General features: G+C 42.1%; 13 protein-coding genes. 3 read left to right on the top strand and 10 right to left on the bottom strand.

The features are described 5' to 3' along the window. Positions 1–12: 12 nt before the first annotated feature. The 6 genes from ACFPA1_RS19700 to ACFPA1_RS19675 all read right to left on the bottom strand — a co-directional run bounded on the left by ACFPA1_RS19700 (position 13) and on the right by ACFPA1_RS19675 (position 6460). The gene (locus ACFPA1_RS19700; RefSeq protein WP_213145535.1) at positions 13–678 is read right to left on the bottom strand and encodes a GntR family transcriptional regulator; all 666 of its coding nucleotides are present in this window, start codon (positions 676–678) and stop codon (positions 13–15) included. 91 nt (positions 679–769) lie between these two features. Beyond that, a complete protein-coding gene (locus ACFPA1_RS19695) occupies positions 770–2236 on the bottom strand; it encodes an SLC13 family permease (RefSeq protein WP_213145534.1) in 1467 nt (488 codons plus the stop codon). 71 nt (positions 2237–2307) lie between these two features. Beyond that, on the bottom strand, positions 2308–3660 hold the full coding sequence (locus ACFPA1_RS19690; protein ID WP_378584903.1) for an MmgE/PrpD family protein: 1353 nt from the start codon (positions 3658–3660) through the stop codon (positions 2308–2310). Positions 3661–3685: 25 nt separating this feature from the next. Continuing rightward, positions 3686–4546 carry an HpcH/HpaI aldolase/citrate lyase family protein gene (locus tag ACFPA1_RS19685; RefSeq protein ID WP_378584901.1) on the bottom strand — a complete coding sequence of 287 codons (861 nt, stop codon included), beginning with the start codon at positions 4544–4546 and terminating at the stop codon, positions 3686–3688. A gap of 91 nt (positions 4547–4637) precedes the next feature. Next, on the bottom strand, positions 4638–5906 hold the full coding sequence (locus ACFPA1_RS19680) for a TRAP transporter large permease (RefSeq protein WP_213145531.1): 1269 nt from the start codon (positions 5904–5906) through the stop codon (positions 4638–4640). Further along, positions 5903–6460, bottom strand: coding sequence for a TRAP transporter small permease (locus ACFPA1_RS19675; protein WP_213145530.1), 558 nt, complete (start codon positions 6458–6460; stop codon positions 5903–5905). Before ACFPA1_RS19675 ends, ACFPA1_RS19680 begins: the two co-directional genes overlap by 4 nt. 329 nt (positions 6461–6789) lie before the next feature. Between ACFPA1_RS19675 and ACFPA1_RS19670 the strand changes: the two genes are divergently transcribed. Genes ACFPA1_RS19670 through ACFPA1_RS19660 form a run of 3 tightly spaced genes read left to right on the top strand, consistent with a single transcriptional unit; the run spans position 6790 to position 9221 of the window. Next, entirely contained in the window at positions 6790–7299 is a 510-nt protein-coding gene (locus tag ACFPA1_RS19670; protein WP_378584982.1) for an amino acid synthesis family protein, read from the top strand. Then, the gene (locus ACFPA1_RS19665; protein WP_378584898.1) at positions 7265–8218 is read left to right on the top strand and encodes an NAD(P)-dependent oxidoreductase; all 954 of its coding nucleotides are present in this window, start codon (positions 7265–7267) and stop codon (positions 8216–8218) included. The genes ACFPA1_RS19670 and ACFPA1_RS19665 overlap by 35 nt, the downstream gene beginning before the upstream one ends. After that, positions 8163–9221, top strand: coding sequence for a DctP family TRAP transporter solute-binding subunit (locus ACFPA1_RS19660; protein WP_378584897.1), 1059 nt, complete (start codon positions 8163–8165; stop codon positions 9219–9221). Before ACFPA1_RS19665 ends, ACFPA1_RS19660 begins: the two co-directional genes overlap by 56 nt. A 212-nt stretch (positions 9222–9433) precedes the next feature. On the opposite strand, the gene ACFPA1_RS19655 is transcribed toward ACFPA1_RS19660, so the two are convergent. Genes ACFPA1_RS19655 through ACFPA1_RS19640 form a run of 4 tightly spaced genes read right to left on the bottom strand, consistent with a single transcriptional unit; the run spans position 9434 to position 12626 of the window. Further along, the gene (locus ACFPA1_RS19655) at positions 9434–10504 is read right to left on the bottom strand and encodes a tartrate dehydrogenase (RefSeq protein ID WP_378584895.1); all 1071 of its coding nucleotides are present in this window, start codon (positions 10502–10504) and stop codon (positions 9434–9436) included. Between the two features lies 1 nt (position 10505). Continuing rightward, positions 10506–11090, bottom strand: coding sequence for a FumA C-terminus/TtdB family hydratase beta subunit (locus ACFPA1_RS19650; protein ID WP_213145526.1), 585 nt, complete (start codon positions 11088–11090; stop codon positions 10506–10508). 15 nt (positions 11091–11105) lie between these two features. Beyond that, positions 11106–11948 (bottom strand): fumarate hydratase, encoded by an 843-nt coding sequence (locus ACFPA1_RS19645; protein ID WP_378584893.1) that lies wholly within the window; start codon positions 11946–11948, stop codon positions 11106–11108. A 3-nt stretch (positions 11949–11951) separates the two neighbouring features. Continuing rightward, complete coding sequence (locus tag ACFPA1_RS19640; protein ID WP_378584892.1) at positions 11952–12626, bottom strand: GntR family transcriptional regulator; 675 nt, start codon at positions 12624–12626, stop codon at positions 11952–11954. Positions 12627–12837 lie beyond the last annotated feature (211 nt).

The following is a 12837-nucleotide window of genomic DNA, read 5'->3' as shown; positions in this document are numbered from 1 at the left end:
AAAAAGAGAGAACTATTTTTTTCCCTCTTCTTTTAATCTCTTTACTAACATATTGCCGGTTCGCGAAATATGGTTGGAAACGAGATTCGCTGCCGTTTCCTTATCTCTGTTTAACACGGCATTTAAGATACTTCTGTGCTCCACATTCGATGTTTCTTTTTGGCCTTTTAAAATATGAGGAGTTTGCTGCGGCAGACCATTCCATAAGGTGCTAATAAAGGAATTGAGCCGCTCCCAGCTGCTCCGCTTCATTAATAGACGATGAAATTCAATATTGTAACGGATAAATTCATCCACATCTTCGCTCGCTTCCATTTGCTCTACCAAGGTCGTTAATTGCTGATGGTCTTCATCCGTTAAATGCTCCACACTTTGGTAGACAGCCATTTTTTCCAATTCCGTTCGGAGTGCATATATCTCTTCGATATCGCCTACTTCAATCGACTTTACCACTGCCCCTTTATGCGGCTCAAGCTTGATCAGTCCTTCGGCTTCGAGTTTTTGCAGCGCTTCCCGGATTGGCATCCGGCTGACACCCATCGCATCGGCAAGATCCGATTGTTTAAGGCGTTGGCCAGGTTTTAACTCTCCTTTTAAAATGGCTTCGCGAATAATATTACATACTTTTAAATGCAAGGTATCTCTGTTTTCTATCATAAGTCGATTTTTTTCAAGCATATTTAAATACCTCTTATTATCCTGTTTTTGAATAGGATACAGAATCCGTTTTCAATTGTCCATAGATTTGCAAATTTATTATAAATGTTTCTTAAAGTAGTCCAAGCCAGTTCCACCAAGTAACCGCAATCACAATCACAACGACACTCATTAGACCCGTTAACCACAATCCCGGCATGAGGAACTCCTTTTGCTGAATCCGGCCAGAACTATAGACAATGATATTTGGTGTAGCTTCCACCACCAGAATATAGCCATGTAAACAAGCTATGGAGGCTGTCAAACAAATTAGCACAGGGTCTGCCCCTGCTTTCGTTGATAATCCGATAAAAATCGGAACAAGGGTGACAACTGCCGTTGAAACATTTGCCACTGCTAAATGAAGAATATGGGTAATCACGAGAATCGTGATTACGGCGACCACCGGTGAATGGAGAAAGTAGAGAATCCATTCTGAACTTAAGCTGTCTCCAATCAGCTTGGCGGCTCCCGACTTATTGAAAGCGTAGCCTAGAGACAGTGTTACCCCCATCAACAGGACCGTATCAAAATTGATTTTTACTAAATTACCCCAACTGGTGAAGCCAATTCCCGGTAAGGCCATTAACACCACCCCAATCAGTGCTGGAACACTGGGGTGCAGCCCATGCAGGGGCTCGGTAAACCATAATGCCACGATAATGAATAGGATGGCTAAACACTTTTTCTCCTCAACATTTAACCTTCCTAATTCCTCCAGCTTATTTTCCAATTCCTGTTGTACATGCGGAAAGTGTTTCTCTTCTTCTGTTAAGGGGAAGCTTTTCAATAAAGTAATCCATAGTATTGGGATCATAATGAGCCAAATTGGGAAGGTATAGGTAAACCACTGAATATAGGTGATTTTAATCCCAACAAACTCTTTTAATAATTCAACCGTTAAAATATTCCCAATCGCAGCCGTCATCACCGCAGTCCCGCTGACTGTCCCGCCAAACGCCACGCCAAGAAGAATCATTTTTCTAAGATTCCCTTTTGCCTTTTCCCCGATGGTATCAAGTGACATTGTTGCAATCGGAAGCATCAACTGAGCCCGAACTGCAGCGGCTGGGATAAAAAAGGATTGGATTTGTGGAATCATTAGGATGCTTGCCAAGAGCCCCTTAGCTGTACCTCCCCATTTTGATAAGAAAATATAGGCAATTCTTTTGGTCAGTGTCGTATCATTGACCCCTTTTGCCAGCATCATCCCGCCAATGATCAGAAATACAGCAGGCGAAGCAAATCCACTATAGACGACATCTGTTGTGACTACTCCGAAAACGAGCATTATGATTAATAAAATAACCGCCGTTAAGCCAATCGGGATCGGCTCAAACGTCCAGTAAAACACACTTAGTACCAAACATGATAGCATCATTCGGGCTGATCCTGTATAGTTGGCGGGAAGGATGAAATAGACTCCCGCCATCAACGCGATTCCAAGCAGCAATAGGATGATTTTTTTTACTTCTAGAGAAGACCTTTGCTTCGGCTTCGCTACAACATTTACTTTCACCCTTGTATTTGGGAAAGCCATAATTCTCTCCTTTTTATTTAGAAATACATAATCACCTTAGGAACCTGAACGCTGTTCCCTCGGTGATTTGTTTAGTATTGATTGGCGGTCTCTTTTGGCTGGCAGAGATGGAAGAACGAAGTCAAATCCTCAACCTCTTCAAAGCGGTCGATAAGGTCAATGAGTTCATTTTTTGCCACCGAACAGATGACTTCTCCTGTAACATCCAGGAATTTCTCTTTGATTTGTTCATCTGTCATTGGAGTATCTGCGCTTCCAATCGCATGTTCAACAAAAAGGGAGATTTCCCGGCCATTTGTTAACTTAACAGTTAAATGGACCTGATCTTCTTTTATCTTCTCATCGATAACAAGCGTTATTTTGTCACGAAGATTTTTTACAGAAGGGTCGTTGACATATTCATCTGTGAATTCATAGACGCCTGCCTTCAGGTTAAAGAACCCGGCTGCGACACAATGATAGACACTGAACTTTCCTTCCAGCCCTATCGTGATGGCCGTTTTGCCAGTCAGTTCTTTCACAAGTGGATGGGCCGTGATAACGATTGACTCCACTTCTTCTACTTGTAGTTTATGCTCCTTTTGGATCGTTATAATGGCATCAATGGCTGGATGGGTAACGATTCCGCTGGCAAAAGGCTTGTAGCTGTTTTTCTCTACTTCCCATTTTTCGCCCCATTGTTCCGTAATTAGCTCTGCTTTATTCTCTTCAGATAAGACATTCAGGAATCCACGCTCGGCTTCAAGAGGTTTTTTGGAGGCGGTAAAGCCTTGAGCGCCCACAAGTGCTGCTAATAACCCATTCATTGCCGCTTTTCCCGGGTGATAAGGCTTTGTCATAGTGCCAAACATTTCGCGTAACCCAGTTGGATCGGTTGCTGCAATTCCCAGAGCATAAATCGTTTTTTCAATATCTAAGCCCATCAGCTTACAAATCGCTGCAGCGGCCCCAATTCCGCCCACACTGCCGGTAATATGCCAGCCGCGCCAGTAATGAGATGGATAGACACTTAAGGCAAGTCTTGCTTCGACCTCGCAGCCAATGATAAACGCTTCAAGAACATCCTTCCCGGTTTTCTTTTGCTGCTCGGCATATGCGAGGATCGCTGGAAAAACAGGTGCTGACGGATGTAAAACAGTTTCTAGTAAGGTATCGTCAAAATCAAAGATATGCGAAGACATCCCATTTAATAGGCTCGCAAACAGGATATCGACTTTTTCATTTCTTCCCAGCACAGTTGCTTGCGGCTGACTGTCTGTTAGTTTTGATACGTTAAGCACCATATCCATCGATTCATGGTTGGCCGCGCCAATCGCCACTCCAAGCCAGTTTAATAGACTTCTTTTCGCTTCTCTGATCGCATTTTCATTAAAATCCTCGTAAGAAGTATTGGTAATATGTAAGGCTAGTTTTTCGGTTACCATTTGTGGTTCCTCCATCATTTTTCTCTTATAAAATTACTGACTCTAATAACGCTTTCGCTTTTTTATAAACCGGATAATCCACCAGCTTATTCCCGACCGCAATCGAGGCAATCCCTTGCTGCTCTGCGGCTTCAAAGGCATTGACAATTTCTAAAGCCGCTTCCATTTCCTTTTTGCTTGGGGAGAAAATTTCATGAATCGGCGGCAATTGCTTAGGGTGAATGGCAAGCTTTGCCTTGAACCCAAGCCGCCTCGCTCTCTGCGACTCATTAATTAACCCCGCCTCATTTGCTAGATCAGGGTATACCGAATCGATCGGACTGCCAATCCCCGCCGCTTTTGAAGCAGTTACCACCTGCGACCTGGCAAAGAGCAATTCGGTCCCCTCATCCGTTAGTTCGCAATCGACATCCAAGGAATAATCAATGGAACCAAATGCTAATCTTTTAACCAAATAATTGGCGGATGCAATATCATAGGCAAATTGAATCCCTCTTGCGGTTTCAATTAACGGGATAACCGCAAAGGAATGAAGATCTCTTTTCTGTCTTTCGAGACTAATTAGAGCTGTTTCGCATAACGTCTTCATACTAATGGCGCTTTCAGCCTTCGGTACCATGACCCCACTGGCCCCTGCTTCAATAGCTGCTTCTAAATCTTCCCGCCAAAAATGCGTGGTGATATCGTTGATTCTAATCAACACATCTTTCTCCGGCTGGTTGTTTAAGAGAAAATTTTTCGCACGTTCTCTTGCCTCTTGTTTTTCAGAGATCGCTACGGCATCCTCCAAATCAAAAATGACACAATCAGCTGCACTTACCAGCGCTTTTTCAAACATTTTGGTGGAGGTTGCAGGAACAAATAAATAGGATCGTATCAATTCCATGAACTCCTTCCTTTAGGATATTGGATACACAGAAAAAGAACAGCTTACCCTGTTATATGAGTAAGCAGATCCTTTTATCTTGGAAATCAGGCTATTTCGCCAAAACCAATGCTACCTGTGGGAAAATAATAACAATGGCGAGTGCTAGAACCATCAGAGCAAAGAATGGCAACACCCCTCTGACGACCTCTCCGACCTTTTCCCTCGTGATCCCACTGACGACGAATAGATTTAGCCCAACTGGCGGTGAAATCATCGCCAACTCCATATTTATGGTCATAATGATCGCAAAATGGATGACATTAATATCAAATAAAGCCAGTACCGGTAATAAAATTGGCAGTGTAATTAAAATGATAGCAACGGATTCAAGGAACATACCCATAATAAAGAACATAATGTTGACACCAATCATAAAGATCCATTTATTTGATGTACTTGTTTCAATCCATGTCGCAAATGCCTGTGGTACCTGTTCCGTTGTTAGGAACATACCGAAGATCATTGCCGATGCAATGACTAGAAAAATCATTGACGTAATGTTAATAGATTCCTTCAGAACTTCTCTAAACTTAGGGAATGACAGTTCTCTGTAGATAAAGACAGAAACGAATAATCCATAGAAACATGATACAAAGGCAGCCTCAGTTGGTGTAACAGCACCTGAATAGATTCCACCAAGAATAAGGACTGGCAGGAAAAAGCCCCAAGAAGCTTTTGCAGTCTTTCTCCATCTTTCCTCCATCGACTGTTTTGGCAATTTACCAAAGTTATGGACTCTTGCATGAATAATTGCAGAGATTAATAGAATTCCGCCTAACATTAATCCAGGGACGATTCCAGCGGAGAACAGTTTTCCAATTGATTCTTCAGCAACCGTTCCATAAATGATTAATGGAATCGAAGGTGGAATCAAAATTCCAAGTGTCCCTGATGCGGCTACAAGCCCCATTGCATATCTTTTACCATAACCTGCTTCTACCATTGCAGGAATCATAATACTTCCGACAGCTGCTGCTGTGGCCGGGCTTGAACCAGAAATGGCGGCAAAGATCATACAAGCAAGGATGGTGATGACAGCAAGTCCGCCCCGGATATGCCCAACCCATGATTTTAAAGCCTCAATTAAATAGTGTGAGATGCCGCCTTTAGACATAATAATTCCGGCGAATACAAAACCAGGAATGGCCATTAAGGTGGCTGAGTTTAAGGAGTTAAACATTTTCTGAATAACGGTGTAAAGGGTGAAATCGGCCATTGATAAAGCGATGACACTTGATAAGCCTAAACTAACAGCAATTGGTACGCGTAATAAGCACAGTACTGCAAAAAGTAAAAACAGCATTAAAACTGGATTCATGCTCCTACCCCTTTCTCACCTGATTTTCCATCACCATTTTGCATTGATTCATATAACTGTTCAATCTCGCCGATCAGCTCTCTATGATCGCCTTTCGCCGCTCTGTAAGCCTTTACAAAAAAGTAGAACCCGAGAAGACCCATTCCGATTGGGAGAACCAGATATGAAATCCATATTGGAATACCGACATCAATTGTTTTAATTCCTTGTTCTTTTGATAGAGTTATTAATTCAATGGAAGAATAGGCAAGGTAGAAGGAAAATCCACCGCCGATTAGATTACTAATCGTTGCAACTATTCTTTTTAGACCCTTCGGAAGCACGTCAAATAATAATTCTACTTGGATGTGCCTGTTATCCTTCAACGCCAGCCCAAAACCGATAAATATGGACCACGTAAGTAGAAATTCAAATATTTCCGTAATCCATGATTCTGGCGCATTGAGAACATACCTTGTAAAAACTCCGTACAAACTTACGACTACTCCTCCAATAAATAGCACTCCTGCCAAACCTTCTTCGATGTGATCAAGCCATTTAAAGAGTTTCTTCATAAAAATCAACTCCTTATATCGTAGATTGTATCCAATATACAATTGGACCTTAATTTAAAATATACAAGATTGTTTTCAAAAAATAAACAGAAAATTTTATTTATTTTCTATTTTTTGTGTATTCACAACATTTATTGTTTTTGTTATAGTGGAAATATCAGCATTTGTTGAGACAACTCGGGCGTAGATTGTATCCAAAATCCAATATAATGAGGAGGTTGAAGATGAAATTAGAAATAAGAAAAATTGTGACCATCTCGGAGGAGACCTTTATATAAGGTTTCAAAAAAGCAGAAAAGCCCGTTCGGGTAGCTGCTGCTTTAGCCGTCATTAAAAATCCTTATGCCGGCAAATATGTAGAAGATCTTCTTCCGCTCATCAAAGCCTGTTCTGAACAGCTCGGTGAACTATTGCCAAAGAAGGCAATGGAAGCTTTAGGTGTCACAGGAGATGAAGTTGAAGGTTATGGAAAAGGTGCACTGGTTGGACTTGATGGTGAAATTGAACACGGTTCTGCCATCATCCATACCCTAACGTTTGGAAATCCATTTCGTTCACTTTGTGGGAATGCCGAAACCCTCCTTCCTTCTGCCGAGAAAAGAGGTGCCGCTGGCAGCAGTCTAGACCTAGCGATTAAACACAAAATGGATGCAAAGATTCGCAGCCATCACATGACGTTTGAAACTAGGATCCCTGATGACCTCGGAACGATAAAATTGTCATTGCTGCTGTCGTTACCACGAGCGGACGTGCTCAACCGCGGATTGGCTCTTTACATAAAGGGCTTGAAGGAGTTTTTCCTTCATGATTCAGAAAATAGGTTTTATCGGGCTTGGTAAAATGGGCTTGCCTATGGCAAAAAACCTATTAAATAGGGGATTTACTGTTTACGGCAGTGATGTTAACGAAGCCGCTATCCATGAATTCCAGAGCTATGGCGGGAAACCGGATTATGTTACTGATTGGATTCACAACGTACAATGTATCATTCTTATGCTTCCTTCATCTAAGATCGTAAATCAAGTCATAGACCAAATTATTGACCATTACTCTTCAGATCAACACACTCACCAAGAACCATTAGTCATTATTGATATGAGCAGCTCCTACCCTGATGAAACGAGAAAGAATTTTAAAAAATTAACAGAAAAAAATATTGAATTTATCGACGCACCAGTCAGCGGCGGGGTCAAGAAAGCAGTCACTGCTCAGTTAACTATCATGATTGGTGGACCGGTGGAATCATTTACTAGATGTAAGCGTTTGCTAGGCTCAATGGGCACTAACCTCTTTCATGTTGGTCCAATTGGAAGCGGTCACTTAATCAAGGCCATTAATAACTATCTTTCTGCTACTCATCTATTAGCGAGCTGTGAGGCCGTTCAATTGCTCCAGAGATTTGATGTGGAACCGGAGAAAGCGATTCATGTATTTAATCATAGTACAGGCCGGAGCGGTTCAACAGAGTATAAATTCCCATCCTTTATCTTAACGGAAAGTTTTGATTCCGGGTTTAGTCTGGAGCTGTTAAGAAAAGATCTAGAAATGGCGAATGGGCTATTTTTAAATGCGGAGGCGGCGACAAATCTGCCGCAGCTCGTGTTTGACAGACTCCATGAAGCAAGTGTTGCACTAGATCAGGATGCGGACCATACAGAAATCTATCAATTTGTATCAAGTTATTTATTAAGGGGGAAATCAAATGAAAAAGATTCAGAAACTATTAGTAGTAGCAGTAACACTTCTGTTGGTATTTAGCCTTGCAGCCTGCGGGTCTTCCTCAAAAGAAACAAGCAGCAGCTCATCCGGCGGTGAAAAAGGCAAATCTGGTAATGACATTCAAGAATTGACAATCAAAATCTCCCACGTTGTGGCAGAAAATACACCTAAACAAGCCGGTGCCATTGCAATGAAGGAATATATTGAAAAAGAATCCGGCGGTAAAATCAAGGTTCAAGTTTATCCAAACAGCCAGCTATTTGGTGATAAAGATGAATATCAGAACTTAGTAGCCAACAACGTCCAGTTCATTATTCCAGACATGTCCAAGATGGTTGGTAACGACCCTGGCTTTAACGTCCCTGCGATGCCTTTCTTGTTTAAAGATGATGCAGCTGCAGAAGCTTTCTGGGATGGCGAAAAAGGACAAGAGATCTTTAAACGTTTAGAAAAGGACGGCGTGCATGGTCTTGCCATGTGGCCAAACGGTGCTAAACACATGACAAATAACAAGAAAGCTATTTCGAAACCGGAAGACTTAAAAGGCTTAAAGATTCGGACTCAAGGCGGACAGTTGCTCGAAGAAATTTACGGCAAGCTTAATGCTGGTTCCGTATCCATTCCATTCAACGAGCTTTACACTGCCCTACAGCAAGGTACAGTTGATGGCGAAGAAAACACTTTTAGTAATATCGAATCAAAGAAATTCGACGAAGTGCAGAAGTATACAACTGTAATGGGTCATACTCGAGTGGACTACGCTTTATTAACCAATACGAAATTCTGGGATAGCCTGAATGAAAAAACGAAGGAAATTGTTCAAAAAGGTGTTGAAGCAGGAACAAAGGTTGCCCGTGATTCTGCAGCAAAATTAAATGAAGATGCATTGAAAAAACTAAAGGACCGCGGCCAAACCAAGATTAATGAGCTTTCACCAGCAGAAATTGAAGCATTTAAGAAAGAACTTCAGCCAGTCTATGATGAATGGGCTAAGAAAATCGGCGAAGATATCATTAAGGATGCAGAAAGCAAGAATAAATAATAGTTAGTGCAAGCCCCCAATCTATGTGGTTTTTATAGATTAGGGGTTTTTGTTTGTAATGGGATGCTTTGCGACAGTTGGCGCATGCTTTACGACAGTTGGCGCTCCCTATCCGGTGTGCTCATGACATTAGACCAAAAATAATATGAGGCTGCCCAATGTCGTTAACGAATAACGCCCATTGAGACAGCCTCACTTTTCAAAATATGATATTAAGATACCGAACAAACCTCTTTCAACCGGCTGCAAATAGCTTCCCCAACCTCATTGGTAGTGGATGTGCCGCCAATATCCGGAGTTTTAATTCCCTCGTTGGTAACATCTTCGATAGCATCCAAAAGCTTTTGACCCAGTTCTTGCTCGCCAAAGTGATCGAGCATCATCTTTGCAGTCCACACCTGACCGATTGGATTGGCAATTCCTTTACCATAAATATCTGGCGCTGAGCCATGAACAGGCTCGAACATGGATGGGTACTTTCCATTTAAATTTATATTGGCTGCAGGCGCAATCCCGATACTGCCCATGATGGCCCCGCCAATATCCGTTAAAATATCCCCGAATAAGTTACTAGCGACAATTACGTCAAAAATTTGCGGTCTTGTCACGAAAAAGGCAGCGAGCGCATCGATATGATAGGAAGCAGTTTGAATATCCGCATAATCTCCTTTTACCTCATTAAAAACCTCATCCCAAAACGGCATCGAATGGACAATCCCGTTTGACTTTGTCGCTGACGTGACATGGCCTCTTCTCTGTTTCGCGAGTTCAAATGCATAACGCATGGCGCGTTCCGTACCTTTTTTTGTAAAAACCGCATTTTGGATGGCGACTTCATCTTCCCCTCGATGGATCCTTCCGCCCACTTCACTATATTCACCCTCACTATTTTCCCTGACAACGATTAAATCAAAGTCATTTGGATTAACTAAAGGTGATTTCAATCCTTTAAAAAATTTAGCTGGGCGAATATTAATCGATTGCTCAAATTCTCTGCGAATCTTAATTAATAACCCCCATAAAGAAACATGATCTGCAACAACCTGAGGGTTTCCAATTGCCCCCAGGAAAATAGCATCAAAGTTTTTCAAGATATCTAGTCCGTTATCTGGCATCATTTTTCCATGCTCTAGGTAGTAATCACAGCTCCATGGAAACTCTTTGTACTCAAACTTTAAACCGCCATGTATTTCGGCTACTGTATCCAAAACTTTTGTGGCAACTGGCACTACTTCTTTTCCAATACCATCCCCTGGAATGACAGCAATTTCTAGTTTCTTCATATTATATACCTACTTCCTTATTCGTATTTTTATTGTAATTTTCATATTTGGCTATTTCCTGTTCATACAAATCTTGACCGTGCGCATCATAGGCAACAAGTAACGGGAAATCTTCTACCTCAAGCCGTCTGATTGCTTCTGGCCCTAAATCCTCATAGGCCACTACCTCAACTGCTGTTACCCGTCTGCTTAAAATCGTAGAGAGCCCGCCGACGGCAGCAAAGGAAATGGCTCCATATTGCTTACACGCTTCTTTGACCATTTCTCTCCTTGGCCCTTTACCAATCGTTCCTTTTACCCCATATTCATACATGGCAGGAGCATAAGGGTCCATACGATAGGCTGTTGTCGGAGCAACCGGCCCTATGATTTGCCCCGGTTTTGGCGGACACGGACCGGCATAGAAAATGACTTCGCCCCTTAAATCAACTGGCAAAGACTGGCCTGCTTCAAGCAGGTCTACCATTCTTTTATGGGCGGCGTCACGGGCCATATAGATGGTCCCTGTTAAGAAGACTTGATCACCTATTTGCAGTTTTTGAATATCATCATCTGTTAAAGGTGTTTTTAACCGATATTCTGCCATTTCACTCTTCCCCTCCTAGAGTACAGCGGTCTTTTTACGGGCAGCATGACATTGAATATTTACCGCAACCGGCAGGGCAGTTATATGACAGGCATATGTTTCAATTGGCACCCATAGCGCCGTACTAGTTCCGCCTAACCCTTGCGGCCCTATACCTGTGTTGTTAATTTCCTCGAGAAGTTCTTTTTCCAGCTGCGCAATATGCGGTTCATGATGATGGACACCGATTTCCCTCAAAACGGCATGTTTCGCCAGTGAGGTTACTTTATCAAAGCTTCCGCCGATGCCCACTCCGACGACGACAGGCGGACAGGCCTTCCCGCCTGCTTCCTTAATCGTTTGTAAAACAAAATTTTTAACCCCTTGCATCCCTTCACCAGGAAGCAAGAATTTCATCGCACTCATATTTTCACTGCCCCCGCCTTTTGGTAGGACGGTGAATTTAATCTGGTCACCTGGAACGATTTCAGTATGTACCACTGCTGGTGTATTATCCCCTGTGTTCACGCGAATGAGCGGGTCCCCGACAACTGATTTTCTTAGATACCCCTCCCGATATCCGGTGCGCACACCTTCTTGAATCGCATCCAAATAGTTCCCGCCTGTTATATGGACATCTTGGCCTACCTCTACAAACACAACGGCCATCCCAGTATCATGACAATAAGGCATGTGATTCACCTTAGCTTCTTCAGCATTTTCCAGAAGCTGCTGCAAAATTGTTTTCCCAATCGGCGATGCTTCCGTCTTCTCAGCCCTTCTAAATCCTGCTAATATATCTTCAGGAAGGTAATAGCATGCCTCCCAGCAAAGCTTGGCAACGGTTTCAATGACTTGATCAACATGAACGATTCGCAAAAATTATCTCTCCTCAAATTGTTCAATTACATGAACGATGTTTTTTAGATCCTCTTGCGTATGCTCTCTCAATCTATCAACTGCTCTTTTTGGATTTCTCTCTTTAATCGCCAGGTAAATATCCCTATGTCCTTTTAAAATCTCATAAGCGCGGTCTTCCCCTTGGATGTTTAAAACACGGTAATAATGGATTAAGCCATTTAAACCCTCTACAAGCATCTTTAATCTTGTATTCCCGCTATACTGGATAATTTGTTCGTGGAAATGGGCATTATACGCTACTATAGTTTCAGGCTTATCTTCATTTATTGCTTGCTCTGTTTCTTCTAACGTTTTTTCCAACTCCTGCAGCTGCTCCTCTGTTGCTCGTTCCGCTGTCAGTTCAACAGCAGTGGATTCAAGGGAAATCCTGCATTCGTAAATATCCCGTACATCCTGTAAATTTGGTTTGTAGACGGATATTTGTGACTTTTGATCCATTACCAGCAGCCCCTCAATTACCAGGGCCCGAATCGCTTCCCTAACCGGACTCCGGCTAGTATTATAAAACGTCGCAATTTGTGCTTCATACAAGCGATCGCCAGGTTTATACGTACCATTGAAGATGCTTTCTTTTATCGATTGTTGAATTTGTTGATAGTAAGGTAACGGCTTTTGCAATGGATTGCATTCCAACATTTGCACACCTCTTTTCCACTTGTGAATTCGTTTTGATTTTTGTGTCGACAGTCGAGTGTTATATTTTTATTATAATTGAAAAATTCAGATATTTCAAATCTAAATTTTCATTTACTGGCATATTTTAGGCTTTTTCAGCAAAAAAACAAGCGGTTCAAATTTAAGTTTTACAAGTATTACGTATTCGTGAAAACATTTTTGTAAGTTCACT

The organism is Neobacillus sp. GCM10023253, from assembly GCF_042653105.1.
Classification (GTDB): domain Bacteria; phylum Bacillota; class Bacilli; order Bacillales; family Cytobacillaceae; genus Neobacillus; species Neobacillus citreus.
Note: the sequence above shows the minus strand (reverse complement) of the source record. Positions and strands in the feature narration are given on the sequence as shown.